The following is a 26,926-nucleotide window of genomic DNA, read 5'->3' on the forward strand; positions in this document are numbered from 1 at the left end:
TCCTCAGAAGCCGGTTGGGGTGCGGGTGTGCCAATCGGTATTCAATTGATACTGATGGGCAACGTTCAACAGGCGACCTTCGTGGAAATACGGCGCGAGCAATTGCACGCCCACCGGAAGACCGTCGACAAAACCGGCCGGCATCGACAGGCCCGGCAGGCCGGCGAGGTTGGCAGTGATGGTGTAGACGTCTTCCAGATAGGCGGCGACCGGGTCGCTGTTCTTGGCGCCGAGCTTCCAGGCCGGGTTCGGCGTGGTCGGGCCGAGGATGATGTCGACCTCGTTGAAGGCGGCCATGAAATCGTTCTTCACCAGACGGCGGATCTTCTGCGCTTTCAGGTAATAAGCGTCGTAGTAACCGGCGGACAGCGCGTACGCACCGACCATGATCCGGCGCTGCACTTCCGCGCCGAAGCCTTCGCCACGGGAACGCTTGTACAGGTCGATGAGGTTTTCCGGGTTCTCGCAGCGATGGCCGAAACGCACACCGTCGAAGCGCGACAGGTTTGAAGATGCCTCGGCTGGCGCGATCACGTAGTACGCGGGAATCGCGTGCTGCATGTTCGGCAGGCTGATTTCCTTGATCACGGCACCGAGCTTCTGCAATTGCTGGATGCTGTTCTGGATCAGTTCGGCGATGCGCGGGTCGAGGCCGGCGCTGAAGTATTCCTTCGGTACGCCGATGCGCAGGCCCTGCAGCGAATCGTTGAGGCTGGCGGAGTAATCCGGGACCGGCTCGTCGATGCTGGTGGAGTCGTTCTGATCGAATCCGGCCATGCCTTGCAGCAGGATGGCGCAGTCTTCGGCAGTGCGCGCCAGGGGGCCGCCCTGATCGAGGCTGGAGGCGTAGGCGATCATGCCCCAGCGCGAAACACGACCATAGGTCGGCTTCAGGCCGGTGAGGTTGGTGAACGCCGCCGGCTGGCGGATCGAGCCGCCCGTGTCGGTGGCGGTGGCCGCTGGCAGCAGGCGCGCAGCAACTGCGGCAGCCGAACCACCGGACGAACCGCCCGGTACGTGTTCAAGGTTCCACGGGTTTTTCACCGCGCCGTACCAGCTCGACTCGTTGGCCGAACCCATGGCGAATTCGTCCATGTTGGTCTTGCCCAGCGTCACGGCGCCGGCAGCGGCCAGCTTCGCAACCACGGTGGCGTCGTACGGCGCTTTGAAGTTGTCGAGCATCTTCGAGCCGCAGCTGGTGCGGATGCCCTGGGTGCAGAACAGGTCTTTGTGAGCGATCGGCGCGCCGAGCAGGGCGCCGCTCTCACCGTTGGACCGGCGCGCATCGGCGGCTTTCGCCTGCTCGATGGCCAGATCCTCGGTGAGGCTGATGAAACTGTTGAGCTGCGGATCGAGCTGGGTAATACGCGCCAGCAGGACTTTGGTCAGCTCTTCGGAAGAAAACTTTTTATCGGCGAGACCGCGGGCGATCTCGGCCAGAGTCATTTGATGCATTGCAGGCTCTTTCCCTTTAGTCGATGACTTTCGGAACCAGATACAGGCCGTTTTCGACCGCTGGTGCGATGGACTGGTAGGCCTCGCGATTATTCGTCTCGGTCACCACGTCGGCGCGCAGGCGCTGACTGGCTTCCAGGGGGTGGGCCAGCGGCTCGATACCGTCGGTATCAACGGCCTGCATTTCGTCGACCAGCCCGAGAATGCTGTTGAGGGCGGAAGTAATGTGCGGAAGATCGGCATCGTTGAGGCCAAGGCAGGCCAGATGCGCGATTTTTTCCACGTCGGAGCGTTCTAGCGCCATCGGGATTCTCCAGTGGAAAACAGAACGGACGGCGTCCGTGTGTTAGATTGTCGGAACACTACCGCACTTCTACGGTCATAAGGCCGCGATTGTGGGGCTTGGTGCACAGAAAAGCGGCCAATTTAACATATTGGCGCCTTGCCCAAAATCCCTGTCGTTGTTAGAGTTTGCCGCACTTTTTTACCCACGCGTTGCCTAGGGTCCCTTTCCCATGTTCAAGAAACTGCGTGGCATGTTTTCCAGCGATCTTTCCATTGACCTGGGCACTGCCAACACCCTTATTTACGTGCGCGAGCGCGGCATCGTCCTGAATGAGCCATCGGTTGTGGCCATTCGGACACACGGTAACCAGAAAAGTGTCGTTGCTGTCGGCACCGAGGCCAAGCGCATGCTCGGCCGTACACCGGGCAACATTGCCGCCATTCGTCCGATGAAGGACGGCGTGATCGCTGACTTCAGCGTCTGCGAAAAGATGCTGCAGTACTTTATCAACAAGGTTCACGAAAACAGTTTTCTGCAGCCCAGTCCTCGTGTGCTGATCTGCGTTCCATGCAAATCGACCCAGGTCGAGCGTCGTGCCATCCGTGAATCGGCCCTTGGTGCCGGTGCCCGTGAAGTGTTCCTGATCGAAGAGCCAATGGCCGCTGCGATCGGTGCCGGTCTGCCGGTTGAAGAAGCGCGCGGTTCGATGGTTGTCGATATCGGTGGTGGTACCACTGAAATCGCCCTGATCTCGCTGAACGGCGTGGTCTACGCCGAATCCGTACGTGTTGGCGGTGACCGTTTCGACGAAGCCATCATCACCTACGTGCGCCGCAACTACGGCAGCCTGATCGGTGAATCCACCGCCGAGCGCATCAAGCAGGAAATCGGCACGGCCTACCCGGGCGGCGAAGTTCGCGAAGTCGACGTTCGCGGTCGCAACCTGGCCGAAGGCGTTCCACGCGCATTCACCCTGAACTCCAACGAAGTGCTGGAAGCTCTGCAAGAGTCGCTGGCAACCATCGTTCAGGCCGTGAAAAGCGCCCTGGAGCAATCGCCGCCGGAACTGGCTTCCGACATCGCCGAGCGTGGCCTGGTGCTGACCGGTGGTGGCGCGCTGCTGCGTGACCTCGACAAGTTGCTGGCTCAGGAAACCGGTCTGCCGGTGATCGTTGCCGAAGATCCGCTGACCTGTGTAGCTCGCGGCGGTGGCCGTGCATTGGAAATGATGGACAAGCACACCATGGATCTGCTTTCGAGCGAGTAAGTCGCCGATCGCAATACGTGGGTGAACGCACAGGCAGCACTTTGCAGTGCTGCCTGTTGGCGTTTATCTTCTGTCAATCTTCATCCAGGCCGGTTTGATGCCGTATGAATAAACAGAACATTTGCCTGGGAGGAGCGGCTTATTAAACCGCTTTTCGCCAAAGGCCCCTCGTTGGGTGTGCGCCTGTTGGTGCTGGCCGTGCTGTCGGTCGCGCTGATGGTGGTCGATGCCCGTTTCGACCTGCTCAAGCCCGCGCGCAAACAAGCGTCGCTGGTGCTGATGGATGCCTACTGGATCACTGACCTGCCCGGCAGATTGTGGGAAGGGGTCGCCAGTCAGTTCGGCAGCCGCACCGAGCTCGTCGCCGAAAACGAAAAACTCAAGACCGAAAACCTGCTGTTGCAGGGACGCATGCAAAAGCTTGCCGCCCTGACCGAGCAGAACGTTCGGCTGCGCGAGTTGCTCAATTCCTCTGCGCTGGTCAACGAAAAGGTCGAAGTGGCCGAGTTGATCGGCATGGACCCCAACCCCTTCACCCATCGCATCATCATCAACAAAGGCGAGCGCGACGGTGTGGTGCTCGGTCAACCGGTGCTCGATGCACGCGGGCTGATGGGCCAGGTGGTCGAATTGATGCCGTACACCTCGCGTGTGCTGCTGCTGACCGATACCACCCACAGCATTCCCGTTCAGGTGAACCGCAACGGTCTGCGCGCGATTGCCAGCGGCACCGGCAATCCGGAGCGTCTCGAATTGCGTCATGTCGCGGATACGGCGGACATCAAGGAGGGCGATCTGCTGGTCAGCTCCGGCCTCGGCCAGCGTTTCCCGGCCGGTTACCCGGTGGCGACGGTCAAGGAAGTCATTCACGATTCCGGCCAGCCGTTCGCCATCGTCCGCGCCGTGCCAACTGCCGCCTTGAACCGCAGCCGCTACCTGCTGCTGGTGTTCAGCGACAGCCGCACCGCCGAAGAACGCGCCAATGACGCGGCCCAGGCGCAGGAAGCGCTCGACGCGCATGGCGGCGGCCCGATGTTGCCGGCCAGCGTGCCGAGACCGTTGATCATGCCTGCGACGCCGTCGACCGCCGCAGCTGCCGCGCCGGCCGCCGAAGCGCCTGCTGCCGCGCCTGCCGCCGCACCGGTCAAGCCTGCGGCGAGCAAACCGCCGGCCGCAGCCAAACCACCGGCCGCCAGCAAACCACCGGCGAAACCGCCAGCGACTACCGGGGGACGAGAATAATGGTCCGCGCTAAAACTTCCGGAAACGGCTGGATGATCTGGCTGACGTTCATCGTCGGCATCCTGCTCAGTGTTTCACCGTTGCCCATTTTCATGGAAATCCTCCGTCCGCTGTGGCTGGCCTTGCTCGTGACCTTCTGGGCGTTGTACATGCCGCACACGGTCGGCATGGTCACGGCGTTCTGTCTGGGGCTGGCCGAAGATGTCCTGCAGGGCGACCTGCTGGGGCAAAACGCGTTGATCCTGACCCTGATTACCTTCCTCGTATTGTCGTTGCAGCAGCGTCTGCGCATGTTCCCGATGTGGCAGCAGTGCCTGGTGATCCTGGTGATCTTCGGCCTCGCGCAACTGGCGCAATTGTGGCTCAGTGCCCTGACCGGCAACCGCCAGCCAACCCTGGCGCTGGTTCTACCGGCGTTGGTCAGTGCCTTGCTGTGGCCGTGGGTCAGCTTCGCCCTGCGCGGAATGTGCCGACGCTACAGAATCTATTGAGCCGGTGAAGCAGGACACTGAACAGGGAGATGTTTTGATGAAACTGCTTTACCTCGCCTCCGGATCGCCGCGTCGCCGTGAGCTGCTCACGCAAATAGGCGTGCGATTCTCCGTTGTCAGCGCGGACATTGACGAAACCCCGCTCCCTGAAGAATCCCCTTCGGCATACGTCGAGCGCCTGGCGCGCGGCAAGGCCGAGGCCGGTCGTCGCATGGTCGTTTCCGACCAACCGTTTTGCGTGCTGGGCGCCGACACCGCCGTGGTGCTCGACGACAAAATTCTCGGCAAACCGGTGGACGAAGCCGACGCATGCGCCATGCTGATGATGTTGTCCGGCAAAGAGCACGAAGTGCTGACCGCCATTGCCGTGCTCGAAGGCGAACGTTGTGAGTCGCGGGTGGTGCGCAGTCGGGTGCGGTTCCGGCCGATCGGCCGCGACGAAGCTGCGGCCTACTGGGCCAGCGGCGAGCCTCGGGACAAGGCCGGGGGCTACGGTATTCAGGGACTCGGCGCGGTTTTTGTCGCGGGGCTCGATGGCAGCTATTCGGCCGTGGTCGGCTTGCCACTGTGCGAAACCTTCGAAGTGTTGGGCCATTTCGGCATACCCTGTTGGCAACACCTGAACACGCCCTGAGCGTCGTACGAATCCAGATGCGGCCACTATCGTGAACATGCCTGAACGAGATCCTGCCATGAGTGAAGAGATTCTGATCAACATAACGCCGATGGAATCGCGCGTGGCGGTGGTCGAAAACGGTGTGCTGCAAGAAGTCCACGTCGAGCGCACGCAAAAACGCGGGATCGTCGGCAACATCTATAAAGGCAAGATTGTCCGCGTTTTGCCGGGCATGCAGGCTGCATTCGTCGACATCGGCCTCGATCGCGCCGCCTTCATCCACGCCGCTGAAATCTCCCTGCGCGAAGGCCCGGCGGTCGAAAGCATCAGTTCGCTGGTGCACGAGGGCCAAAGCCTGGTGGTGCAAGTCACCAAGGACCCGATCGGCTCCAAAGGCGCACGCCTGACCACGCAACTGTCGATCCCATCGCGTTATCTGGTGTACATGCCGCGCACCGCTCACGTCGGCATTTCCCTGAAAATCGAAGACGAATCCGAGCGCGAACGCCTCAAGCAGGTGGTCAGCGACTGCGTGGCCAAAGAAGGGATCAAGGAGGCGGGCGGTTTCATTTTGCGTACGGCCGCTGAAGGCGCCGGCGCTGACGAAATCCTCATGGACATCCGCTACCTGCGCCGCTTGTGGGACCAGATCAACGACCAGATCAAGACCATCGCCGCGCCGAGCGTGATTTATGAAGACCTCGGTCTGGCGTTGCGCACCCTGCGTGACCTGGTCAATCCGAAGATCGAGAAGATCCGTATCGATTCGCGGGAAACCTTCCAGAAAACCACACAGTTCGTCGCCGAACTGATGCCGGAAATCGCCGATCGCCTGGAACATTACCCGGGCGAACGGCCGATCTTCGACCTGTACGGCGTCGAAGACGAAATCCAGCGAGCGCTGGAGCGCAAGGTCCCGCTGAAGTCCGGTGGCTATCTGGTGATCGATCCGGCGGAAGCCATGACCACCATCGACGTCAACACCGGTGCGTTCGTCGGCCATCGCAATCTCGAAGAAACCATCTTCAAGACCAATCTGGAAGCGGCCACCGCGATCGCCCGGCAAATGCGCCTGCGCAACCTCGGCGGGATCATCATCATCGATTTCATCGACATGGAAGATGAAGAACACCAGCGCCAGGTGTTGCGCACGCTGGAAAAACAGCTGGAGCGCGATCACGCCAAGACCAACATCATCGGCATCACCGAGTTGGGTCTGGTGCAGATGACCCGCAAGCGCACCCGCGAAAGCCTTGAGCAAGTGTTGTGTGAACCGTGCAGCTGTTGCCAGGGACGCGGCAAGCTGAAGACTGCGGAAACCATCTGTTACGAGATCTTCCGCGAGATCCTGCGCGAGGCCCGGGCCTACCAGGCCGAGGGTTATCGGGTGCTGGCCAATCAGAAAGTGGTCGATCGCCTGCTCGACGAAGAGTCCGGTAACGTGGCCGAGCTTGAAGGGTTTATCGGCCGCACCATAAGGTTCCAGGTGGAAACCATGTATTCCCAGGAACAATATGACGTGGTGCTGCTCTGAAGCCCCGCATCGCCTTTCACTCAACGCGGCTGGCCTCAGCTTTTCGCAGTATTTTTGCCATGGGAGCCACCTGACATGGACCGTCTGACACGCATATTGGCCGCACTCACCCGTTGGGGGCTGGGCCTGTGCGCGTTGGTGCTGGTGTTGATGGCGTTGTACGTCAGCCTCGGTCGCGAGCTGACCCCGCTGGTCGCTGAATACCGTGCCGACATCGAGGACAAGGCCAGTGCCGCCCTTGGCATGCCCTTGCAGATCGGTGAGCTGGAAGGCAACTGGAGCGGGTTCGCGCCTATCCTGCTGGCCCATGACGTGATGGTCGGCGATGGCGCCAACGCGCTGCGTCTGGACCGTGTGCGGGTAGTGCCGGATCTATGGGCCAGTGTGCTGGCCCGCGAAGTGCGCCTGGCTCATATCGAGCTCAACGGATTGAAGATCAGCCTCAAGGAGGCGCAGGACGGGACCTGGGCACTGGAAGGCTTGCCAGTGAAGAAGGATCAACCGTTCGATGCGGCGCAACTGTTCCAGCGCTCGCAAATGATCAGGCAACTGTCGGTGCTGGACAGCCAGGTGACCCTGCAACCGCTCGATCACCCGCCCATGACACTCACTTATGTCGGGCTCAATCTGCAGACCGGCGCCAGCCGCCAACGTCTCGATGCCCGTTTGACCTTGCCTGACGGCCAGCCTGTCGCGCTCAATCTGCGCACCCGGCTTCGTCCCGAGCAATGGCAGAACAGCAGCATTGATGGTTACGTCAGCCTGCCGCAGAGCGACTGGTCGAAGTGGCTGCCCGAGCGCCTGACCCAGCAATGGAATTTTTCCGAAATCAAGGCCGGCGGCGAGCTGTGGGTCAATTGGGCCGACGGTACACTGCAAAGCGCCGCGCTGCGCTTGAATGCACCTCAACTGACCGGCGCCTATGCCGAGCGCAAACCGATCCAGATCAACAATCTGGCGCTGAACGCCTACTACCGCAACAGCGCCGAGGGGGCGACCGTCAGTCTGGATTCGCTGGCAATGAGCTTCGGCGAAACCCGCTGGGAGTCTCGCGTGCAGGTGCAACATACTCGCGCCAGCGACAAGGTCGAAGAGCGCTGGCATTTGCAGGCCGATCGCCTTGATCTCAGGCCGATCACTCCTCTGCTCAATGCGCTGGGCCCGTTGCCGCAAAGCTTTGCCACGGTGGTCGAACGATTGAAAGTGACCGGCGGCTTGCGCAATGTCCTGCTGGACTTTCTGCCGAACGCCACCGACGGTACCAAATTCGGCTTTGCCGCCAACCTCGACAACGTCGGCTTCGATGCTTACCGCGGCGCTCCGGCGGCACGAAATGTCAGCGGCAGCCTCAGTGGCAACCTCGACGGTGGCGAGTTGCGTCTGGACAGCAAGGACTTCGTCCTGCACCTCGATCCGATTTTCGCCAAGCCGTGGCAGTACCTGCAGGCCAACGCACGCCTGACCTGGAAACTCGACAAGGACGGCTTCACCCTGATCGCGCCGTACCTGAAAGTGCTGGGCGAGGAGGGCAAGATTGCCGGTGACTTCCTGATTCGCCTGCACTTCGATCACAGTCAGGAGGACTACATGGACCTGCGCGTCGGTCTGGTCGAGGGCGACGGGCGCTACACCGCCAAATACCTGCCGGCAATCTTGAGTCCGGCGCTCGATGAATGGTTGCGCACGGCGATCCTCAAAGGCGCGGTGGATCAGGGCTTCTTCCAGTATCAGGGTTCGCTGAGCAAGAATGCCGGCGAAGCTGACCGCAGCATCAGCCTGTTCTTCAAGGTGCATGACGCCGAGTTGGCGTTCCAGCCGGGCTGGCCGCACGTGAACAAGGTCAGCGGCGATGTGTTCATCGAAGACAGCGGCGTGCGCATCTGGGCCAGCAAGGGCCAGTTGCTCGATACCCAGGTCAGCGATGTTTTCGTCAATATTCCCCACGCACCGGCCGGGAAAAACACGCATCTGCTGCTTGATGGCGCGTTTGCCGGTGGCCTGGGCGACGGCCTGAAAATTCTGCAGCAAGCGCCGATCGGCACGGCGGAAACCTTCACGGGTTGGGAAGGCGCTGGCGATCTGACCGGCAAGCTCAAGCTGGACATACCCTTGGCCAAGGGCGAGGAGCCAAAAATACTTGTCGATTTCAAAACCGCCAATGCGCGCCTGAAACTGGCCGAACCGACACTGGAACTGACGCAACTCAAGGGCGATTTCCGCTTTGACAGTGCCAAAGGTTTGAGCGGGCAGAACATCGCCGCGCGGGCTTTTGACAAACCGGTTACCGCGCAGATTTTCGCCGAAGGCAGCCCCAACAAACTCAAGACCCGTGTCGCTGCGTCGGGGCAGGTCGAAGTCAAAAAACTCACCGACTGGCTGGGCGTGACACAGCCGTTGCCGGTGTCCGGCACCATTCCCTATCAGTTGCAGTTGAATCTGGACGGTGCCGACAGCCAGTTGATGGTCAGCTCGAGCCTGAAGGGCGTGGCGGTCGACCTTCCGGCGCCGTTTGGCATGGCGGCAGATGTCGGGCGTGACACGGTGTTCCGCATGACTCTGCAGGGCCAGGAGCGGCGGTATTGGGTCAACTACGATCAACTGGCCAATTTCACTTTTGCCGCTCCGCCGGCTCGTTTCGCCGATGGCCGTGGCGAGCTGTTTCTAGGTACGGGAGAAGCGGTATTGCCGGGCGCCAGGGGCTTGCGGATCCGTGGGGTACTGTCGGAACTGGACGTGGCTCCCTGGCAGGATCTGGCCGCCAAATATGCCGGGCAGGGTTCTGGCGACAGCGCGAGGCAATTGCTCAGCAGTGCTGATTTCAAGGTCGGCAAGCTGACCGCGTTTGGCACGACGCTGGATCAGGCCTCGGTGCAGATCAATCGCAAACCCGCTGCCTGGAATCTGGCCCTCGACAGCCAACAGGCCAAGGGCACCGCCAGCCTGCCGGATGCCAAGGGCGTGCCGATTGCGGTGAATCTGCAATATGTGAAGCTGCCCGCACCGGACCCGGCGGTGCAGGCTGACGAGAATGCGCCCGATCCGCTGGCGTCGGTGGACCCGACGAAAATCCCGGCGCTGGATATCACCCTCAATCAGCTGTTCCTCGGCCCAGACCTGGTCGGTGGCTGGTCGTTGAAAGTGCGGCCGACCGCCAAAGGCATTGCCCTGAACAACCTGGATATGGGCCTCAAAGGCATCCTCCTGCAAGGCAACGGTGGCTGGGAGGGCGCGCCGGGCTCGACCAGCAGTTGGTACAAGGGCCGCATCGGCGGCAAGAACCTCGCTGATGTACTGAAGGGTTGGGGTTTCGCGCCGAGCGTCACCAGTCAGGAATTTCACATGGACGTCGATGGCCGTTGGCCGGGCTCGCCGGCATGGCTGGCGACCAAGCGGTTCTCCGGTACCCTCGATGCATCGCTGAACAAGGGCCAGTTCGTTGAAGTGGAGGGCGGCGCCCAGGCGTTGCGGGTCTTCGGTCTGCTCAACTTCAACTCGATCGGCCGCCGTTTGCGCCTGGATTTCTCTGACCTGTTCGGCAAAGGCTTGAGCTATGACCGGGTCAAAGGCCTGTTGGTGGCGAACAACGGTGTTTACGTCACCCGTGAGCCGATTCGCCTGACCGGGCCTTCAAGCAACCTTGAGCTGGACGGCACGCTGGATCTGGTGGACGACAAGGTCGATGCCAAGTTGCTGGTGACGCTGCCGGTGACCAACAATCTTCCGATCGCCGCGCTGATCGTCGGCGCACCGGCGGTCGGCGGCGCGCTGTTTCTGATCGACAAGCTGATCGGTGACCGCGTGGCGCGCTTTGCCAGCGTCAAGTACACCGTTACAGGCCCTTGGAAAGAGCCGAAAATCACTTTCGACAAGCCTTTTTGAGTAGCATGACGCTATCTCCCTTGTAGGAGCAGCCTGCGGCAGCTCCTACACAGTTCTGAGTAAATCCCGAGGAGCGGCCATGTCTTTAGCGGTGATTCAAATGGTCAGCCAGAGCGACGTGCCGGCCAATCTTGCCCAGGCCCGGCGCCTGCTCGAACAGGCGGCCGCCGGCGGGGCGAAACTCGCGGTGCTGCCGGAAAACTTCGCCGCCATGGGCCGTCGCGACGTCGCTGACATCGGCCGCGCCGAAGCCTTGGGCGAAGGACCTATCCTGCCATGGTTGAAACAGACCGCACGCGCCCTCAGATTATGGATAGTGGCAGGCACGTTGCCGTTGCCGCCAGTGGATCAACCGACCGCCAGGCCACATGCCTGCTCGCTGCTGGTCGATGAATTTGGCGAAATCGTCGCGCGCTATGACAAGCTGCATTTGTTCGATGTCGATGTGGCGGACAATCGTGGCCGATACCGCGAGTCCGATGACTATGCTTATGGCAGTCATGTGGTGGTGGCGGACACGCCGGTGGGGCGTGTCGGTCTGACGGTGTGTTATGACTTGCGCTTCCCTGAGCTGTACAGCGAACTGCGCGCCGCCGGAGCCGAGCTGATTACCGCGCCGTCGGCGTTTACGGCCGTAACCGGCGCCGCGCATTGGGATGTACTCATCCGCGCGCGGGCCATCGAGACACAATGTTATGTGCTGGCGGCCGCACAGGGCGGTAGCCACCCAGGGCCGCGCGAGACCTTCGGGCATGCGGCGATTGTCGACCCATGGGGGCGCGTGCTGGCCCAGCAGGATCAAGGCGAGGCGGTGTTGTTGGCCGCACGCGATAGCGATGAACAGGCGTCTGTCAGGGCGCGAATGCCGGTGACGCGTCATCGGCGGTTTTTCTCGCAGGGCGCCCAGCGGCCTGCTTCAGAACACGAATTTAAGGCGTAAACCTATGAGCGAGTTGTTGTCCTCAGTCAGCGATCACCTGTTGGCACCCGGCCGTGTGACGATCGAGAGCCTGCAAGGCGTGCTTGGCGATCTTGCCGGGCCGGGCATCGATGCCGCCGACCTGTATTTCCAGGGCCAGATTTCCGAGTCGTGGTCGCTGGAAGATGGCATCGTCAAAGAAGGCAGTTTCAACCTCGACCAAGGGGTAGGCGTGCGTGCGCAATCCGGTGAAAAGACCGGCTTCGCCTACAGCAACGCAATCACCCTGGAAGCCCTCGGTGCAGCCGCCCGTGCCGCGCGTTCAATCTCCCGCGCCGGGCAAAATGGCACGGTGCAGGCATTCACCACGCAGGATGTCGCGCAGTTGTACGCACCGGATAATCCGCTGGAAGTGCTGAGCCGCGCCGAGAAAGTCGAACTGCTCAAGCGCATCGACGTCGCCACGCGCGCACTTGATCCACGCATCCAGCAAGTCAGCGTGAGCATGGCCGGCGTTTGGGAGCGGATTCTGGTGGCGTCCACCGACGGTGGCCTGGCGGCTGATGTGCGACCGCTGGTGCGCTTCAACGTCAGCGTGATCGTGGAGCAGAATGGCCGTCGCGAACGCGGTGGACATGGCGGTGGCGGGCGCACCGACTACCGTTACTTCCTCGCCGAAGATCGCGCCATGGGCTACGCCCGCGAAGCGCTGCGTCAGGCGCTGGTGAATCTGGAAGCGATTCCGGCCCCGGCCGGTACCTTGCCGGTGGTGCTGGGTTCGGGCTGGTCCGGCGTGCTGTTGCACGAAGCGGTCGGCCACGGCCTGGAAGGCGATTTCAACCGCAAGGGCAGCTCTGCCTACAGTGGGCGCATGGGCGAAATGGTTGCGTCGAAGCTCTGCACCATCGTCGATGACGGTACCTTGAGCGGCCGTCGCGGTTCGCTGAGCGTCGATGACGAAGGCACGCCGACCGAGTGCACTACGCTGATCGAAAACGGCGTGCTGAAGGGTTACATGCAGGACAAGCTCAACGCTCGCCTGATGGGCGTGGCCCGTACCGGTAACGGTCGTCGCGAATCCTACGCGCATCTGCCGATGCCACGCATGACCAACACCTACATGCTCGGTGGCGAAAGCGATCCGGCGGAAATCATCGCCTCGGTGAAGAAGGGCATCTACTGCGCCAACCTTGGCGGCGGTCAGGTCGACATCACCAGCGGCAAGTTTGTGTTTTCCACCAGTGAGGCCTATCTGATCGAAGACGGCAAGATCACCGCGCCGGTCAAGGGTGCGACATTGATCGGCAATGGCCCCGAAGCGATGAGCCGGGTGTCGATGGTCGGTAACGATCTGGCGCTGGACAGCGGTGTGGGCACGTGCGGCAAGGACGGGCAGTCGGTGCCGGTGGGCGTGGGTCAGCCGACGCTGAAAATCGATGCGATCACCGTGGGTGGCACGGGCGCATAAAGAGAGGTGTGCAGGGGCTGCCGCAGGCTGCGATTTTTGCTTTCAAGCCAAAAGATCGCAGCCTGCGGCAGCTCCTGCAAGGGCCGAGATATCAACGCAGGCCGCGTTGAGTCTCGTCCAGCTCACGGATGTATTTGAAGATCTTGCGGCTGGAAGCAGGCGGTTTGTTTTGCGCAACCTCATGCTGAGCCTGCCGGATCAGGGAGCGCAGTTGCTGGCGATCGGCGTCCGGGTATTCGACGACGAATTTCTCCAGCACGGCGTCGTCACCGGCGATGAGACGGTCACGCCAGCGTTCGAGATTGTGGAAACGCTCGTTGTACTGACGGGTGGAGGCATCGAGTTGATCGAGCAAGGTCAGAATCGCGTCAGTGTCCTGGTCGCGCATCAATTTGCCGATGAACTGAAGGTGCCGTTTACGCGCGATGTTCGCGGTGTGCTTGGGCGCATCAGCCAATGCACGGCGCATGGCGTCGGTCAGCGGCAGTTTTGCAACCAAGTCAGGCTTGAGTGTTGTAAGGCGCTCGCCAAGGTCAACCAGCGCATGCAACTCGCGTTTGACCTGAGATTTGCTTTTTTCTCCCGTATCGAGGGAGTCGTCGTAAGAATCAACCATGGTGGCAGTCCGCAAAGAAACGCCGCCATGATAACCAGTCGGGGGCCGCTTGTCCGGCCCGGTCGCTCGATGGCCCCAGCCGAAAGCAGAATTTGAGTGGAGATGAGCATGAGTGCAGTTCAAAGCGTCGGCCCGCAGGCATTGCCGGCACTGCAGGAACAGGTCGAGCAGATCATCGCCGAAGCCAGGCGTCAGGGCGCCAGCGCCTGTGAAGTCGCGGTGTCGCTGGAGCAGGGTCTGTCGACGTCGGTACGTCAGCGCGAGGTCGAAACCGTCGAATTCAATCGTGATCAGGGATTTGGCATCACGCTGTATGTCGGTCAGCGCAAAGGCTCGGCCAGCACATCGGCGACCGGCCCGGATGCGATTCGCGAAACCGTTGCTGCCGCGCTGGCCATCGCCAAACACACCTCCGAAGACGAAGCGTCGGGTCTGGCCGATGCGGCATTGATGGCCAGGGAGCAGCAAGACTTTGATCTGTTCCACGAATGGGATATCACGCCAGAGCAGGCCATCGAAAAAGCGTTGCTCTGCGAGGCGGCGGCGTTCGATGCTGACGCGCGGATCAAGAACGCTGACGGCACAACCCTCAGCACGCACCAGGGTTGCCGCGTTTACGGCAACAGCCACGGTTTCATTGGTGGTTATGCATCGACGCGGCACAGTCTGAGCTGCGTGATGATTGCCGAAGCGGACGGGCAGATGCAGCGCGATTACTGGTACGACGTGAGTCGGCAGGGCTCCTTGCTGGCTGATCCGGTGAGCATCGGCCAGCGCGCCGCGCAACGGGCGGCGAGCCGTCTGGGCGCGCGCCCGGTGCCGACTTGCGAGGTCCCGGTGCTGTTTTCCGCGGAGCTTGCCGGCGGCTTGTTCGGCAGTTTCCTGTCGGCCGTGTCCGGCGGCAGCCTTTACCGCAAATCTTCGTTCCTGGAAGGCACGCTGGGGCAGAAGCTCTTCCCTGAGTGGCTGACCATCGACGAGCGTCCACACCTGATGCGTGCCATGGGCAGTGCTTCGTACGATGGCGATGGCTTGGCGACTTACGCCAAACCGTTCGTCGAAAAGGGCGAATTGGTCTCGTACATCCTGGGGACCTACTCGGGGCGCAAACTGGGCATGCCGAGCACCGCCAACGCGGGCGGCGTGCACAACCTGTTCGTCACGCATGGCGATGAGGACCAGGCTGCGCTGTTGAAACGCATGGGCCGGGGGCTGTTGGTCACGGAACTGATGGGCCACGGTCTGAACATGGTGACGGGCGACTATTCACGCGGTGCGGCGGGTTTCTGGGTCGAGAATGGTGAGATCCAGTTCGCGGTTCAGGAAGTGACCATCGCCGGCAACATGCGCGACATGTTCAAGCAGATTGTAGCGGTGGGTAACGACCTGGAGCTGCGCAGCAACATTCGCACCGGTTCGGTGTTGATCGAGCGGATGACGGTCGCTGGCAGCTAAGCCCCGATTCCGCTGAGCCAAAAGGCGCGCCATCCGATCTGGATGGCGCGCCTTTTTTATGCCCACAGTGTAGGAGCCTCGGCAGCTCCTAAACGTGCGCTCTTGTTTTGGTTCTCATTATCATTTAATAATTGATCTCATTTCTGGGTGGGTCCCGGTACACCGATCTTTTCGCAGCCCGCTGGAAGAGTTGCCAACCTCAGAAATTCACCGACGGCGAGTAAACCGCCTTACCGCTTTGGAGGTTCACCATGGAGCACTGGAAACGCACGATCGAACGGGCCAATCGCTGCTTCATGTTGGGCGAACTGATCGACGCCCGCGAGGCTTATTTGCAAGCGCTGGCGCTGGCGCAAGTGTTATTCGAACGCTGGGCGGACGCCGACGAAGCGGTGGCGGCCTGTGTTGTCTCCCATCACAACCTCGCCGACCTGCACCTGCGCCTGAATCAACCGGAAGAGAGCGCAGAATATCTCTGCGCCATACATCAGCGGCTGTTGCAGACAATGCAGGACGAGCGCCTGCGCCCGGCGCTGCGCGAAGCGGCGTTGCGCCAGAGCAGCAAGACCTACGTCGAACTGCTGAATTTCATCAGCGAACACGGCGAATACCCGCGCACCCAGCGCCTGCTGCATCCGGATACCGGCAATGCACGTCGCGCCTCTGCCCACCATTACCATGGAGTTCATTGAAATGGCTTTTACCTTGCCTGCCTTGCCGTACGCGTACGACGCACTGGAACCCCACATTGACGCGCAGACCATGGAGATCCATTACACCAAACATCATCAGACCTACATCAATAACCTCAACGCAGCAGTAGAGGGCACCGAGTACGCGGAGTGGCCCGTGGAAAAACTCGTCGCCAGCGTCCAGCAATTACCGGAGAAGCTACGCGCTGCGGTGATCAATCAGGGCGGTGGTCACGCCAACCATTCCCTGTTCTGGGAAGTGATGGTGCCCAACGGCGGCGGTAAACCGGACGGCGCTTTGGCCAGGGCGATCGATGAGCAGTTGGGCGGTCTCGACAGTTTCAAGGAAGCGTTCACCAAAGCCGCCTTGACCCGTTTCGGCAGTGGCTGGGCGTGGCTCAGCGTGACCCCGCAGAAGAAGCTGATCGTGGAAAGCAGCGGTAATCAGGACAGCCCATTGATGAATGGCAACACGCCGATACTCGGCCTGGACGTTTGGGAACACGCCTATTACCTGCGTTACCAGAACCGTCGCCCGGAATACATTAACGCGTTTTATAACGTGATCAACTGGCCGCAAGTGGCTGCGCGCTATCAGGCCGCACTGGTTTAAGCCTTCCATAAAAACAATCAGGGCTGACTATGGGCACGGAAACACTGGCGATTGGCAGCGGGCGTATGTTTCGTTACGCGGTGGGTTCGCTGTTGCTGTTGGCGGGTATGACTTTACTGGTCGCCCACGGTTTGCAATGGCTGAATCTGGAACCGAGGCTGTTGCGCGCCTTGCAGGGCGGTGCCATCTGCGCATTGGGCACGGCGCTCGGCGCGGTGCCGGTGCTGGTGATCCGGCGCATGCCGCAGGCACTCAGCGACACTTTGCTGGGATTTGGTGCCGGGGTAATGCTGGCGGCGACGGCATTTTCGCTGATCGTGCCGGGCATAGCTGCGGCGGAGAGTCTTGGTCTTACGCCGTGGGCCGCCAGTGGCCTGATCTGCTTCGGCATCCTGCTCGGCGCATTTGGTCTGTATCTGGTGGATCGGCGCGTTTCCGGTGCCTCGCCGGAAATGCTCGTCGGCTCACTTGAGCATCCGGTGATTCCACCGCGAATCTGGCTGTTCGTGTTCGCGATCATTGCGCACAACATTCCGGAAGGGATGGCGGTCGGCGTGTCTGCCGGTGGCGGCATGGCGGACGCCGATAGCTTGGCGATGGGCATCGCATTACAGGATGTGCCGGAAGGCCTGGTGATCGCTCTGGTGCTGGCCGGGGCGGGGATGTCGCGGGCCAGGGCATTTCTGATCGGCGCGGCGTCAGGTCTGGTCGAACCGGTGTTCGCGCTGCTCTGCGCGTGGCTGGTCAGTCTCGCGCAGGTGTTATTGCCATTGGGGCTGGCGTTGGCGGCGGGGGCGATGTTGCTGGTAGTGACTCACGAAGTGATCCCGGAGTCGCGACGTCATGGTCATGACAAGCTGGCGAGCCTCGGTTTGTTGATCGGGTTTTGTCTGATGATGGTCATGGACACGGCGCTGGGTTGAACTGTTGGGAGGGAGCTTGCTCCCGCTCGGCTGCGCAGCAGTCGTCAGTACGTTGCAACTGGGAGAAATCCAGCGGGGCCGCTTCGCAGCCCGGCGGGAGCAAGCTCCCTCGCCACAGGATCACTCGCCTTCATCGAAGTAGTTGCTGATCAGCTCCACCAAGGCATCCATGGCTTCCTGAGCTTGTTCGCCTTCGGTGCTCAAATGGATTTTGGTGCCCTTGCCCGCCGCGAGCATCATCATCGCCATGATGCTTTTACCATCCACCGTATTCTCGGGCGTGCGGCCCACTCTGATCGTGGTCTCGGGAAACTTCCCGGCTACGCCGACAAATTTCGCCGACGCGCGAGCGTGTAAACCCAGTTTATTGATGATTTCGATTTCACGAGCAGGCATCGCGGTGTGAATCCTTTAGGTGAGGTCGCGGTGGCGAACCTGGACGTTCTTCAGGGTTTTTTGCAAGGCCTGACCCAGGCGCTCGGTCAGGTAGACGGAGCGGTGGTGCCCGCCGGTGCAGCCGATGGCAACAGTGACGTAGGCGCGGTTGCTGGCTGCAAAGCGCGGGAGCCATTTGTTCAGGTAGGCGTAGATGTCCTGATACATGTCCTCGACATCCGGCTGCTCCGCCAGATACTCGGCCACGGGTGCGTCAAGACCGGACTGGGCTCGCAGTTCCGGTTTCCAGTAAGGATTGGGTAGGCACCGCACGTCGAATACCAGATCTGCATCGACCGGCATGCCGCGCTTGAAGCCAAACGACTCGACCAGAAACGCGGTACCGGGCTCCGGCTGACTCAACAGGCGCAACTTCAAGGTGTCGCGCAGTTGATACAGATTCAGGCTGGTGGTGTTGATCTTCAGGTCGGCGAGATCGGCGATCGGGCCGAGCAGGGCGGTTTCATCGTGGATCGCCTCGGCCAGTGAGCGATTGGCGTTGCTCAGCGGGTGGCGACGTCGCGTTTCGGAGAAACGCTTGAGCAGGGTTTCCTCGTCGGCGTCCAGATACAGCACATCGCACTGAATATGCTTTGCGCGGACATCTTCGAGCAACTCCGGGAAGCGCGACAGATGACTTGGCAGGTTGCGCGCATCAATCGACACCGCAACCAGCGGCTGGGCCAGCTCGGTGTGGACCAGCGCACGCTCGGCCAGTTCCGGCAGCAGGCCGGCCGGCAAATTGTCGATGCAGTAAAAACCGTTGTCCTCAAGAACATTGAGGGCAGTACTCTTGCCCGAGCCGGAACGCCCGCTGACGATGATCAAGCGCATCATTAATGCCCGTTCTGTTCGTCCACGACGACCTGGTACAAGGCCTCGTTAGTGGGAGCGTTACGCAGTTTTTCGCGTACTTCCTTGCGGTCCAGCATGCTGGCGATCTGGCGCAGCAGCTCCAGATGCGCATCGGTCGCGGCTTCCGGCACCAGCAACACGAACAGCAGGTCAACCGGGGCGCCATCAATGGCGTCGAAGTCGATCGGGGCTTCAAGGTGCACCAAGGCGCTGACAGGCCCCGCGCAGCCCTTGAGACGGCAGTGAGGGATGGCGATGCCGTTGCCAAAACCCGTCGAACCGAGTTTTTCACGGGCGACCAGAGCCTCGAAGACATCTTGCATCGCCAGATCCGGCACTTCGCGATGGATCAGGTTGGCAATCTGTTCGAGGGCTTTTTTCTTGCTGCCGCCCGGCGCGTTCACTTGGGAACGGCCGGGGGTCAGGATGGTTTCAAGTCGGATCATGGGATAGGGGTGTTAACGACCGGTCGCGCCCTGGAGGAGGCTCTGGGTCTTTTCCTTATGCTTTTTGAGTTGGCGATCCAGCTTGTCGGTCAGCAGGTCAATGGCGGCATACATGTCGTCATGCTCGGCATTGGCAACCACTTCTCCGCCGGGAATATGCAGCGTGGCTTCGATCTTCTGCTTCAGCTTTTCGACGTTCAGGATCACCTGAACATTGGTGATCTTGTCGAAATGCCGCTCCAGTCGGTCGAGTTTCTCGCCGATGTAGGTGCGCAGAGGTTCGGTTACTTCCAGTTGGTGTCCACTGATGTTGACTTGCATACAGCTTCTCCTTCGTTGCCAGTGCATAAAGCGGCAGGCCGAAAAAGCCTGCCACTGGAACGCTGTAACGTGGCTTACATCAACCGCTTGCGTTCGCTCGAAGGCGCGATCCCGAGGGATTCGCGGTACTTGGCGACGGTGCGGCGTGCCACCTGAATGCCTTGTGCCTCCAGTAAACCAGCGATCTTGCTGTCACTCAACGGCTTTTTCTGATTTTCAGCGGCAACCAGTTTTTTGATGATCGCGCGGATCGCCGTGGACGAGCATTCGCCGCCTTCGGAGGTACTGACGTGGCTGGAGAAAAAGTATTTCAGCTCATAAATACCGCGTGGGGTATGCATGAATTTCTGCGTCGTCACCCGGGAAATCGTCGATTCGTGCATGCCGACCGCTTCCGCGATGTCATGCAGTACCAGCGGCTTCATGGCTTCGTCGCCGTATTCCAGAAAACCGCGCTGATGCTCGACGATCTGGGTGGCCACTTTCATCAGGGTTTCGTTGCGGCTCTGCAGGCTCTTGATGAACCAGCGGGCTTCCTGCAACTGGTTGCGCATGAAAGTGTTGTCGGCGCTGGTGTCGGCGCGGCGCACGAAACCGGCGTACTGGGCATTGACGCGTAGCCGTGGCACCGATTCCTGATTCAGCTCGACGAGCCAGCGTTCGTTGTCCTTGCGCACAATGACGTCGGGGATGACGTATTCGGCTTCGGTCGACTCGATCTGCGAGCCCGGACGCGGGTTGAGGCTCTGCACCAGCTCGATGACCTGGCGCAGTTCATCTTCCTTGAGCTTCATCCGGCGCATCAATTGGCTGTAGTCGCGGCCGCCCAGCAGGTCGATGTAATCGGCGACCAGGCGTTTGGCTTCAACCAGCCAGGGCGTCTTCGCCGGCAACTGGCGCAGTTGCAGCAGCAGGCATTCGCTGAGGTTGCGGGCGCCAATGCCGGCGGGTTCGAATTGCTGGATACGATGGAGGACGGCTTCGATTTCGTCGAGTTCGATGTCCAGTTCCGGATCGAACGCTTCCAGAATCTCTTCGAGCGTCTCGTCCAGATACCCCTGATTGTTGATGCAATCGATCAGGGTGACGGCGATCAGGCGATCGGTGTCGGACATGGGCGCCAGGTTGAGTTGCCAGAGCAGATGGCTTTGCAGGCTTTCGCCAACGGAAGTCCGGGTGGTGAAATCCCACTCGTCGTCATCGCTGCTGGGCAGGCTGCTGGCGCTGGTCTGGTAGACGTCTTCCCAGGCAGTGTCGACTGGAAGTTCGTTGGGGATGCGCTCGCTCCAGTCGCCTTCTTCGAGGTTATCGACCGTCGGAGCGGCTTCCTGGTAAGAGGGTTCCTGGATTTCGGTGTTGGGCTTCAGCTCGGCGTTGTCGGCCAGGGGATCGGAATTGTCGAAGTCCTCGCCTTCTTCCTGACGTTCGAGCATCGGGTTGGATTCCAGTGCCTCCTGGATTTCCTGTTGCAGATCCAGGGTCGACAATTGGAGCAGGCGGATGGCCTGTTGCAGCTGCGGTGTCATCGTCAGCTGCTGGCCCATTCTCAAGACTAGCGATGGTTTCATGGCAGGGGCTTAACACCTTATTCGCCGGCGCTGTGCGCCATCCACTACAGGGCGCCGAAGCGCCAAACTTAAGCAAATTATATGCCTGAAACTGAAGTGTTTGCCTAGAGCGCTGTAACAATTAAGCGGATTAATTCCTGCTTGAATCGATACGGCGCTGTCGCGCTTACAGGCGGAACTCGTGACCCAGATACACTTCCTTGACCAGATCGTTGGCCAGGATGGTCTCGGCATCGCCTTCAGCGATCAGTTGACCGTCGTTGACGATGTAAGCGGTTTCGCAGATATCCAGCGTCTCGCGGACGTTGTGGTCGGTGATCAGTACACCGATGCCCTTGGCCTTGAGGTGATGGATGATCTGCTTGATGTCGCCGACCGAGATCGGGTCTACGCCGGCAAACGGCTCGTCGAGCAGGATGAATTTTGGTGCGGTGGCCAGCGCTCGGGCGATTTCCACCCGGCGGCGCTCGCCGCCCGACAGGCTCATGCCGAGGTTGTCGCGGATGTGGCTGATGTGGAATTCCTGCAGCAGGCTTTCCAGTTCCTTGCGACGGCCGGCCTTGTCGAGCTCCTGGCGGGTCTCCAGGATCGCCATGATGTTATCGGCGACCGACAGTTTGCGGAAGATCGACGCTTCCTGCGGAAGATAGCCGATACCAGCCTTCGCGCGACCGTGCATTGGCTGGTGGCTGACGTCCAGATCATCGATCAGTACACGGCCCTGATCCGCCTGTACCAGGCCGACGATCATATAGAAGCACGTGGTCTTGCCGGCGCCGTTCGGGCCGAGCAAACCGACGATCTGGCCGCTGTCGATCGACAGGCTGACGTCGCGCACGACCTGGCGGCTTTTATAGGCCTTGGCCAGGTGCTGAGCTTTCAGAGTTGCCATTACTGGGATTTCTCTTCGGTTTTCTTCTTCGGCTGGATCACCATGTCGATGCGCGGACGCGCTTCGGTGACTTTGCTGCCCGTGGCGCGACCGGCGCTGGCCAGTTTCTTCACGGTGTCGTAGACGATTTTTTCGCCTTGGGTGACGTTGCCGTCTTTGTCGACGACCTTGGCCTTGTCGATCAGCACGACGCGGTTTTGCTGGGCGTGGTATTGAATCGTCACGCCATAGCCTTGCACCGGTTTGGCATCACCCTGGGTCTGCAATTGCTCGAAGTAAGCCAGATTGCCCACTGAGGTCACCACGTCGATATCGCCATTAGGTGCGCGAGTCATGGTCACGGTGTTGCCTTTAACGATCATCGAACCCTGGGTGATGATCACATCACCTTTATAGGTGGCGATGCCATTCTTGTCATCCAGTTGGGCGTCGTCGGCCTGAATGCGGATAGGTTGCTGCTGATCGTTCGGCAGGGACCAGGCGCTCACGCTTCCCAGTGCTGCGCCCAGACTGAGCAAAATAGGGAGGGTTTTAACGAGCCTCATACTGTCCTCTTACGTTCGATTGCAGGTGTATCCTGCTTTCCTTCAGGTACGCTTTCATTCCGACGCCAGTCGATACACCGCCAGCGCCCTCGATTCTAACGGGTTGCTCGGTCTGCGCATATTCTTGCTGTGGGAACACGGTCATGCGGGTGCTGGTGATCAGGGTGCCGCGCTTCTTTTCATCAGTGCGCTGCACGCGTACCGAATCGATCAATTCAACTTCAGTGCCACCCGAATTCACTTCGCCGCGCTCACTGGTCACGTGCCAAGGGAAGTCGGTGCCGCGATACATGTTCAGGTCAGGCTTGGTGACCAGAGTGATATCGGTCGCCTTGACGTGCTCGGCCTTGTCGGAGGTCATCTCGTACTGCACCTTGCCGTCGGGCAGGTACTGAATCGTATGCGTGTTGGTCGCGTACCAGTCGATCGGGTTCTCGGCGGTCGACACCGGCGGCTTGTCGAGGAAGCGCTCCGGGCTGATATTCCAGTAGCCGACCGCTGCGAAAATAGCAGCGATGCAGCCGAACACCAGGAAGTTGCGAAACTTTTTGCTAAACATGGTCTGGCTCACAGATACGCGGCGTGGGCCGCTTCGAGGCGGCCCTGAGCGCGCAGGATCAATTCACAAAATTCGCGGGCGGCACCTTCACCGCCACGGGCGCGGGTGACGCCGTGAGCGTGTTCGCGGACGAAATCGGCGGCGTTGGCGACAGCCATGCCGAGGCCTACGCGGCGAATGACCGGCAGGTCAGGCAAGTCGTCACCGAGGTAGGCGACCTGTTCATAGCTTAGGCCCAGTTGTTCAAGCAAGCCGTCCAGAACCACCAATTTATCCTCCCGGCCCTGGAACAGGTGCGGTATACCGAGGTTTTTCGCGCGACGCTCGACCACCGGGGTCTTGCGGCCACTGATGATCGCCGTTTGTACGCCGGCGTTCATCAGCATCTTGATGCCCTGCCCGTCGAGCGTATTGAAAGTCTTGAATTCGCTGCCGTCTTCGAGGAAATACAGACGGCCGTCGGTGAGAACGCCATCGACGTCGAAAACGGCCAGTTTGATCGCTTTGCCGCGTTGCAGCAGATCGTTGCTCATTACATGACTCCTGCGCGCAGCAGGTCGGAGAGGTTGAAGGCGCCGATCGGGCGATCCTCCTCGTCGACGACTACCAGGGCGTTGATTCGGTGGTCTTCCATGATTTTCAGGGCTTCGGCGGCGAGCATGTCGGGCCGGGCGGTCTTGCCGTGTGCGGTCATCACCTGATCGATGGTGGCGCTGCGGATGTCAATGGCGCGATCCAGGGTGCGGCGCAAATCGCCATCGGTGAAAATCCCGGCGAGTTTGCCGTCGGCTTCAAGAATGGCGGTCATGCCGAGGCCCTTGCGGGTCATTTCCATCAGCGCGTCCTTGAGCAGGGTGCCGCGCTGCACCTGCGGCAGCTCCTGCCCTGCGTGCATGACGTTTTCCACTTTCAGCAGCAGTCGACGGCCAAGGGCTCCGCCCGGATGCGAGAACGCAAAGTCTTCGGCGGTAAAGCCGCGCGCTTCCAGCAGGGCCACGGCCAGGGCGTCGCCCATGACCAGGGCGGCGGTGGTCGAAGAAGTCGGCGCCAGGTTCAGCGGGCAGGCTTCGTGCTCGACGTGAACGTTGAGGTTTACTTCGGCAGCCTTGGCCAGAGGCGATGCAGGATTGCCGGTGACGCTGATCAACTGGATGCCCAGGCGTTTGATCAGTGGCAGCAACGTTACGATCTCGTTGGTCGAGCCAGAGTTTGACAGGGCCAGAATCACGTCGTCGCGGGTGATCATGCCCATGTCGCCATGGCTGGCTTCGGCCGGATGAACAAAAAACGCCGGGGTGCCGGTGCTGGCCAGGGTCGCGGCAATCTTGTTGCCGATGTGCCCGGATTTGCCCATGCCGACCACGACCACGCGGCCCTTGCTGGCCAGAATCATCTCGCAAGCGCGTACGAAATCGGCGTCGATATGGGCCATCAAGCCTTGGACGGCTTCCACTTCGAGGCGGATGGTGCGTTGTGCCGATTGAATCAGGTCGCGGGTTTTGCTCATGTCAGAATCGTATGGCCCGATGAAAAGGCGGCGATTATAGCGGTTATGTGGCAAAGCCTCACGCAAGTTCGTCGTGCTTTGTCATTACTGGTTACCAAAACACCGCGAAAGTCGCTCCGGCCCTCATCTGTCGCCGATCTTGGCCGGGTTCTCGCTTGGGCGCTCAGCCTTTGCAGTGATATAGTTCGCCGCCAGTTCGGCCCGAGATGCAGGCGCTTTCCGAGGAAAGCCCGGCATCCAGTGAGAGGCTGCATCGCAAGGAGTTTAGATGAGTGCCGATAACGCCTACGCGGTCGAGCTGAAGGGAGTCTCCTTCAAGCGCGGCGCGCGGAGCATTTTCAATAACGTCGATATTCGCATCCCGCGCGGGAAGGTCACCGGCATCATGGGGCCCTCCGGCTGCGGCAAGACCACGCTGTTGCGCATGATGGGCGCACAGTTGCGCCCTTCCAGCGGCGAAGTCTGGGTCAACGGCCAGAACCTGCCGACGTTGTCGCGCAGTGATCTGTTCGATGCCCGCAAGCACATGGGCGTGCTGTTTCAGAGCGGCGCGCTGTTCACCGATCTGGATGTCTTCGAGAACGTCGCATTTCCCCTGCGCGTCCATACCCGGTTGCCGGAAGAAATGATCCGCGACATCGTCCTGCTCAAGTTGCAGGCTGTGGGTTTGCGCGGGGCGATCGATTTGATGCCTGATGAACTGTCCGGCGGCATGAAGCGCCGCGTGGCGCTGGCGCGGGCGATTGCCCTTGATCCACAGATTCTCATGTATGACGAGCCGTTCGTGGGCCAGGACCCGATCGCGATGGGTGTACTCGTACGACTGATCCGTCTGCTTAACGACGCGCTGGGCATTACCAGCATCGTTGTGTCCCATGATCTTGCGGAAACCGCGAGCATTGCCGACTACATCTATGTAGTGGGCGATGGTCAGGTATTGGGGCAGGGCACGCCGGATGAACTGATGAATTCGGATGAGCCGCGTATCCGCCAGTTCATGACGGGCGATCCCGACGGTCCGGTGCCTTACCATTTTCCAGCGACGGATTACCGCGCAGATCTTCTGGGGAAGCGCTGATGCGCAGAATTTCATTAATAGAGCGCGTGCGTCGCTTTGGCGAATCGGCCATCGATGCGGTCGCCGTGTTCGGTCGCGCAACACTGTTCCTGTTTCATGCCTTGATTGGCCGTGGCGGTATCAGCGGCGGTTTCGGCCTGCTGATCAAACAGCTGCATTCGGTAGGCGTCATGTCGCTGGTGATCATCGTGGTCTCCGGCATTTTCATCGGCATGGTCCTGGCGCTGCAGGGCTTCAGCATTCTGTCCAGCTATGGTTCAGAGCAGGCGGTGGGGCAGATGGTCGCCCTGACGTTGCTGCGTGAACTCGGGCCGGTGGTCACGGCGTTGCTGTTTGCCGGGCGCGCCGGGTCGGCGCTGACCGCCGAGATCGGCAACATGAAATCCACCGAACAGCTGTCCAGCCTGGAAATGATCGGTGTCGATCCGCTCAAGTACATCATTGCCCCCCGCCTGTGGGCCGGTTTCATTTCCCTGCCGGTGCTGGCGATGATCTTCAGTGTCGTGGGCATCTGGGGCGGTTCGTGGGTGGCTGTCGACTGGCTGGGCGTTTATGAAGGCTCGTACTGGGCAAACATGCAGAACAGCGTGAACTTCACCAGCGACGTGCTCAATGGCGTGATCAAAAGTATCGTTTTCGCCTTCGTCGTGACCTGGATTGCCGTATTCCAAGGCTATGACTGTGAACCCACTTCCGAGGGAATCAGTCGTGCCACCACCAAGACCGTGGTGTTTGCCTCGCTGGCAGTGCTCGGCCTGGACTTTATTCTGACCGCTTTGATGTTTGGAGATTTCTGATGCAAAACCGCACCCTGGAAATCGGTGTCGGCCTGTTCCTGCTGGCAGGAATCCTGGCTTTGCTGCTGCTCGCATTGCGTGTCAGTGGCCTGTCTGCGACTTCGTCCACCGACAGCTATAAACTTTATGCCTACTTTGACAATATCGCCGGTTTGACGGTCAGAGCCAAAGTGACCATGGCCGGTGTGACCATCGGCAAGGTCACTGCAATCGATCTGGATCGCGACAGCTTCACCGGTCGGGTCACGCTGCAAGTGGATAAAAAGGTCGACAACCTGCCGACTGATTCCACTGCGTCTATCCTCACCGCGGGTCTGCTGGGCGAGAAGTACATCGGTATCAGTGTCGGCGGCGAAGACACCCAGTTGAAAGACGGTGGAACCATCCATGACACGCAGTCGTCACTGGTACTGGAAGACCTGATCGGTAAATTCCTGCTCAATACCGTTAGCAAAGACGCCAAATGA

28 protein-coding genes are annotated in these 26,926 nt (G+C 60.5%); 15 read left to right on the forward strand and 13 right to left on the reverse strand.

Annotated elements, in window-relative coordinates; translation table 11 throughout:
* Positions 1-3: 3 nt before the first annotated feature.
* Together gatA and gatC are read right to left on the reverse strand one after the other, a co-directional pair.
* Positions 4-1,455 (reverse strand): Asp-tRNA(Asn)/Glu-tRNA(Gln) amidotransferase subunit GatA, encoded by a 1,452-nt coding sequence (gatA, locus tag HU727_RS17075; RefSeq protein WP_186532705.1) that lies wholly within the window; start codon positions 1,453-1,455, stop codon positions 4-6.
* A gap of 16 nt (positions 1,456-1,471) precedes the next feature.
* Complete coding sequence (gatC, locus tag HU727_RS17080) at positions 1,472-1,759, reverse strand: Asp-tRNA(Asn)/Glu-tRNA(Gln) amidotransferase subunit GatC (RefSeq protein WP_024011606.1); 288 nt, start codon at positions 1,757-1,759, stop codon at positions 1,472-1,474.
* 211 nt (positions 1,760-1,970) lie between these two features.
* Between gatC and mreB the strand changes: the two genes are divergently transcribed.
* The 8 genes from mreB (at position 1,971) to tldD (ending at position 13,157) form a co-directional block, all read left to right on the forward strand.
* Positions 1,971-3,008: a rod shape-determining protein MreB gene (mreB, locus tag HU727_RS17085; protein ID WP_002555108.1), complete on the forward strand. Its 1,038-nt coding sequence runs from the start codon at positions 1,971-1,973 to the stop codon at positions 3,006-3,008.
* Positions 3,009-3,149: 141 nt separating this feature from the next.
* Positions 3,150-4,250, forward strand: a complete 1,101-nt coding sequence (gene mreC, locus HU727_RS17090; protein WP_186532866.1) for a rod shape-determining protein MreC — start codon at positions 3,150-3,152, stop codon at positions 4,248-4,250.
* On the forward strand, positions 4,250-4,741 hold the full coding sequence (gene mreD, locus HU727_RS17095) for a rod shape-determining protein MreD (protein ID WP_186532706.1): 492 nt from the start codon (positions 4,250-4,252) through the stop codon (positions 4,739-4,741). Before mreC ends, mreD begins: the two co-directional genes overlap by 1 nt.
* 37 nt (positions 4,742-4,778) lie before the next feature.
* The gene (locus HU727_RS17100) at positions 4,779-5,375 is read left to right on the forward strand and encodes a Maf family protein (protein WP_186532707.1); all 597 of its coding nucleotides are present in this window, start codon (positions 4,779-4,781) and stop codon (positions 5,373-5,375) included.
* Positions 5,376-5,433: 58 nt separating this feature from the next.
* Positions 5,434-6,891 carry a ribonuclease G gene (rng, locus tag HU727_RS17105; protein WP_186532708.1) on the forward strand — a complete coding sequence of 486 codons (1,458 nt, stop codon included), beginning with the start codon at positions 5,434-5,436 and terminating at the stop codon, positions 6,889-6,891.
* A gap of 75 nt (positions 6,892-6,966) precedes the next feature.
* Positions 6,967-10,770 carry a YhdP family protein gene (locus HU727_RS17110; protein ID WP_186532709.1) on the forward strand — a complete coding sequence of 1,268 codons (3,804 nt, stop codon included), beginning with the start codon at positions 6,967-6,969 and terminating at the stop codon, positions 10,768-10,770.
* 79 nt (positions 10,771-10,849) lie between these two features.
* Entirely contained in the window at positions 10,850-11,710 is an 861-nt protein-coding gene (locus HU727_RS17115; RefSeq protein ID WP_186532710.1) for a carbon-nitrogen hydrolase family protein, read from the forward strand.
* A 4-nt stretch (positions 11,711-11,714) separates the two neighbouring features.
* Entirely contained in the window at positions 11,715-13,157 is a 1,443-nt protein-coding gene (tldD, locus tag HU727_RS17120; protein WP_186532711.1) for a metalloprotease TldD, read from the forward strand.
* 91 nt (positions 13,158-13,248) lie between these two features.
* Here the strand turns inward: tldD and yjgA are convergent, their stop codons facing one another.
* Positions 13,249-13,773 (reverse strand): ribosome biogenesis factor YjgA, encoded by a 525-nt coding sequence (yjgA, locus tag HU727_RS17125; protein WP_008085091.1) that lies wholly within the window; start codon positions 13,771-13,773, stop codon positions 13,249-13,251.
* Between the two features lie 108 nt (positions 13,774-13,881).
* On the opposite strand from yjgA, the gene pmbA reads away from it, so the two are divergent.
* The 4 genes from pmbA (at position 13,882) to HU727_RS17145 (ending at position 17,456) form a co-directional block, all read left to right on the forward strand.
* A complete protein-coding gene (gene pmbA, locus HU727_RS17130) occupies positions 13,882-15,228 on the forward strand; it encodes a metalloprotease PmbA (protein ID WP_437180419.1) in 1,347 nt (448 codons plus the stop codon).
* Between the two features lie 251 nt (positions 15,229-15,479).
* Positions 15,480-15,920 carry a DUF2753 family protein gene (locus HU727_RS17135; RefSeq protein WP_186532713.1) on the forward strand — a complete coding sequence of 147 codons (441 nt, stop codon included), beginning with the start codon at positions 15,480-15,482 and terminating at the stop codon, positions 15,918-15,920.
* A 1-nt stretch (position 15,921) separates the two neighbouring features.
* Complete coding sequence (locus HU727_RS17140) at positions 15,922-16,533, forward strand: superoxide dismutase (RefSeq protein ID WP_186532867.1); 612 nt, start codon at positions 15,922-15,924, stop codon at positions 16,531-16,533.
* Positions 16,534-16,562: 29 nt separating this feature from the next.
* On the forward strand, positions 16,563-17,456 hold the full coding sequence (locus HU727_RS17145; RefSeq protein ID WP_186532714.1) for a ZIP family metal transporter: 894 nt from the start codon (positions 16,563-16,565) through the stop codon (positions 17,454-17,456).
* Positions 17,457-17,576: 120 nt separating this feature from the next.
* Here HU727_RS17145 and HU727_RS17150 read toward each other — a convergent pair whose 3' ends face one another.
* The 10 genes from HU727_RS17150 to HU727_RS17195 form a co-directional block, all read right to left on the reverse strand.
* Entirely contained in the window at positions 17,577-17,852 is a 276-nt protein-coding gene (locus tag HU727_RS17150; RefSeq protein WP_186532715.1) for an HPr family phosphocarrier protein, read from the reverse strand.
* Between the two features lie 15 nt (positions 17,853-17,867).
* Positions 17,868-18,725 carry an RNase adapter RapZ gene (gene rapZ / locus HU727_RS17155; protein ID WP_186532868.1) on the reverse strand — a complete coding sequence of 286 codons (858 nt, stop codon included), beginning with the start codon at positions 18,723-18,725 and terminating at the stop codon, positions 17,868-17,870.
* Between the two features lie 2 nt (positions 18,726-18,727).
* The gene (gene ptsN, locus HU727_RS17160) at positions 18,728-19,192 is read right to left on the reverse strand and encodes a PTS IIA-like nitrogen regulatory protein PtsN (RefSeq protein WP_186532716.1); all 465 of its coding nucleotides are present in this window, start codon (positions 19,190-19,192) and stop codon (positions 18,728-18,730) included.
* Between the two features lie 12 nt (positions 19,193-19,204).
* A complete protein-coding gene (gene hpf, locus HU727_RS17165; RefSeq protein ID WP_090281780.1) occupies positions 19,205-19,513 on the reverse strand; it encodes a ribosome hibernation-promoting factor, HPF/YfiA family in 309 nt (102 codons plus the stop codon).
* A gap of 74 nt (positions 19,514-19,587) precedes the next feature.
* Positions 19,588-21,081 carry an RNA polymerase factor sigma-54 gene (locus HU727_RS17170; RefSeq protein ID WP_186532717.1) on the reverse strand — a complete coding sequence of 498 codons (1,494 nt, stop codon included), beginning with the start codon at positions 21,079-21,081 and terminating at the stop codon, positions 19,588-19,590.
* A gap of 166 nt (positions 21,082-21,247) precedes the next feature.
* Positions 21,248-21,973: an LPS export ABC transporter ATP-binding protein gene (gene lptB / locus HU727_RS17175; RefSeq protein ID WP_008085069.1), complete on the reverse strand. Its 726-nt coding sequence runs from the start codon at positions 21,971-21,973 to the stop codon at positions 21,248-21,250.
* Positions 21,973-22,518, reverse strand: coding sequence for a lipopolysaccharide transport periplasmic protein LptA (lptA, locus tag HU727_RS17180; RefSeq protein ID WP_186532718.1), 546 nt, complete (start codon positions 22,516-22,518; stop codon positions 21,973-21,975). The genes lptB and lptA overlap by 1 nt, the downstream gene beginning before the upstream one ends.
* Positions 22,505-23,077, reverse strand: coding sequence for an LPS export ABC transporter periplasmic protein LptC (gene lptC, locus HU727_RS17185; RefSeq protein WP_186532869.1), 573 nt, complete (start codon positions 23,075-23,077; stop codon positions 22,505-22,507). Before lptC ends, lptA begins: the two co-directional genes overlap by 14 nt.
* A gap of 8 nt (positions 23,078-23,085) precedes the next feature.
* The gene (locus HU727_RS17190) at positions 23,086-23,610 is read right to left on the reverse strand and encodes a KdsC family phosphatase (RefSeq protein ID WP_186532719.1); all 525 of its coding nucleotides are present in this window, start codon (positions 23,608-23,610) and stop codon (positions 23,086-23,088) included.
* Positions 23,610-24,584, reverse strand: a complete 975-nt coding sequence (locus tag HU727_RS17195) for a KpsF/GutQ family sugar-phosphate isomerase (protein WP_186532720.1) — start codon at positions 24,582-24,584, stop codon at positions 23,610-23,612. Before HU727_RS17195 ends, HU727_RS17190 begins: the two co-directional genes overlap by 1 nt.
* Positions 24,585-24,852: 268 nt before the next feature.
* Here HU727_RS17195 and HU727_RS17200 point away from each other — a divergent pair, with 268 nt between their 5' ends.
* From HU727_RS17200 to mlaD, 3 genes are read left to right on the forward strand one after another with little or no spacing between them, the layout of a single operon-like run.
* The gene (locus tag HU727_RS17200; protein ID WP_186532721.1) at positions 24,853-25,662 is read left to right on the forward strand and encodes an ATP-binding cassette domain-containing protein; all 810 of its coding nucleotides are present in this window, start codon (positions 24,853-24,855) and stop codon (positions 25,660-25,662) included.
* On the forward strand, positions 25,662-26,459 hold the full coding sequence (mlaE, locus tag HU727_RS17205) for a lipid asymmetry maintenance ABC transporter permease subunit MlaE (RefSeq protein ID WP_186532722.1): 798 nt from the start codon (positions 25,662-25,664) through the stop codon (positions 26,457-26,459). The genes HU727_RS17200 and mlaE overlap by 1 nt, the downstream gene beginning before the upstream one ends.
* Positions 26,459-26,926 carry an outer membrane lipid asymmetry maintenance protein MlaD gene (gene mlaD / locus HU727_RS17210; RefSeq protein ID WP_186532723.1) on the forward strand — a complete coding sequence of 156 codons (468 nt, stop codon included), beginning with the start codon at positions 26,459-26,461 and terminating at the stop codon, positions 26,924-26,926. The genes mlaE and mlaD overlap by 1 nt, the downstream gene beginning before the upstream one ends.

This window comes from Pseudomonas khorasanensis (assembly GCF_014268505.2).
In the GTDB taxonomy this organism is placed as follows: Bacteria; Pseudomonadota; Gammaproteobacteria; order Pseudomonadales; family Pseudomonadaceae; genus Aquipseudomonas; species Aquipseudomonas khorasanensis.

Excerpts from the sequence above, each read along its gene's own strand:
- gatA (WP_186532705.1), bottom strand. The coding sequence starts at position 1,455 with ATGCATCAAATGACTCTGGCCGAGATCGCCCGCGGTCTCGCCGATAAA.
- gatC (WP_024011606.1), bottom strand. The coding sequence starts at position 1,759 with ATGGCGCTAGAACGCTCCGACGTGGAAAAAATCGCGCATCTGGCCTGC.
- mreB (WP_002555108.1), top strand. The coding sequence starts at position 1,971 with ATGTTCAAGAAACTGCGTGGCATGTTTTCCAGCGATCTTTCCATTGAC.
- mreD (WP_186532706.1), top strand. The coding sequence starts at position 4,250 with ATGGTCCGCGCTAAAACTTCCGGAAACGGCTGGATGATCTGGCTGACG.
- HU727_RS17100 (WP_186532707.1), top strand. The coding sequence starts at position 4,779 with ATGAAACTGCTTTACCTCGCCTCCGGATCGCCGCGTCGCCGTGAGCTG.
- rng (WP_186532708.1), top strand. The coding sequence starts at position 5,434 with ATGAGTGAAGAGATTCTGATCAACATAACGCCGATGGAATCGCGCGTG.
- HU727_RS17110 (WP_186532709.1), top strand. The coding sequence starts at position 6,967 with ATGGACCGTCTGACACGCATATTGGCCGCACTCACCCGTTGGGGGCTG.
- HU727_RS17115 (WP_186532710.1), top strand. The coding sequence starts at position 10,850 with ATGTCTTTAGCGGTGATTCAAATGGTCAGCCAGAGCGACGTGCCGGCC.
- tldD (WP_186532711.1), top strand. The coding sequence starts at position 11,715 with ATGAGCGAGTTGTTGTCCTCAGTCAGCGATCACCTGTTGGCACCCGGC.
- yjgA (WP_008085091.1), bottom strand. The coding sequence starts at position 13,773 with ATGGTTGATTCTTACGACGACTCCCTCGATACGGGAGAAAAAAGCAAA.
- pmbA (WP_437180419.1), top strand. The coding sequence starts at position 13,882 with ATGAGTGCAGTTCAAAGCGTCGGCCCGCAGGCATTGCCGGCACTGCAG.
- HU727_RS17135 (WP_186532713.1), top strand. The coding sequence starts at position 15,480 with ATGGAGCACTGGAAACGCACGATCGAACGGGCCAATCGCTGCTTCATG.
- HU727_RS17140 (WP_186532867.1), top strand. The coding sequence starts at position 15,922 with ATGGCTTTTACCTTGCCTGCCTTGCCGTACGCGTACGACGCACTGGAA.
- HU727_RS17145 (WP_186532714.1), top strand. The coding sequence starts at position 16,563 with ATGGGCACGGAAACACTGGCGATTGGCAGCGGGCGTATGTTTCGTTAC.
- HU727_RS17150 (WP_186532715.1), bottom strand. The coding sequence starts at position 17,852 with ATGCCTGCTCGTGAAATCGAAATCATCAATAAACTGGGTTTACACGCT.
- rapZ (WP_186532868.1), bottom strand. The coding sequence starts at position 18,725 with ATGCGCTTGATCATCGTCAGCGGGCGTTCCGGCTCGGGCAAGAGTACT.
- ptsN (WP_186532716.1), bottom strand. The coding sequence starts at position 19,192 with ATGATCCGACTTGAAACCATCCTGACCCCCGGCCGTTCCCAAGTGAAC.
- hpf (WP_090281780.1), bottom strand. The coding sequence starts at position 19,513 with ATGCAAGTCAACATCAGTGGACACCAACTGGAAGTAACCGAACCTCTG.
- HU727_RS17170 (WP_186532717.1), bottom strand. The coding sequence starts at position 21,081 with ATGAAACCATCGCTAGTCTTGAGAATGGGCCAGCAGCTGACGATGACA.
- lptB (WP_008085069.1), bottom strand. The coding sequence starts at position 21,973 with ATGGCAACTCTGAAAGCTCAGCACCTGGCCAAGGCCTATAAAAGCCGC.
- lptA (WP_186532718.1), bottom strand. The coding sequence starts at position 22,518 with ATGAGGCTCGTTAAAACCCTCCCTATTTTGCTCAGTCTGGGCGCAGCA.
- lptC (WP_186532869.1), bottom strand. The coding sequence starts at position 23,077 with ATGTTTAGCAAAAAGTTTCGCAACTTCCTGGTGTTCGGCTGCATCGCT.
- HU727_RS17190 (WP_186532719.1), bottom strand. The coding sequence starts at position 23,610 with ATGAGCAACGATCTGCTGCAACGCGGCAAAGCGATCAAACTGGCCGTT.
- HU727_RS17195 (WP_186532720.1), bottom strand. The coding sequence starts at position 24,584 with ATGAGCAAAACCCGCGACCTGATTCAATCGGCACAACGCACCATCCGC.
- HU727_RS17200 (WP_186532721.1), top strand. The coding sequence starts at position 24,853 with ATGAGTGCCGATAACGCCTACGCGGTCGAGCTGAAGGGAGTCTCCTTC.
- mlaE (WP_186532722.1), top strand. The coding sequence starts at position 25,662 with ATGCGCAGAATTTCATTAATAGAGCGCGTGCGTCGCTTTGGCGAATCG.
- mlaD (WP_186532723.1), top strand. The coding sequence starts at position 26,459 with ATGCAAAACCGCACCCTGGAAATCGGTGTCGGCCTGTTCCTGCTGGCA.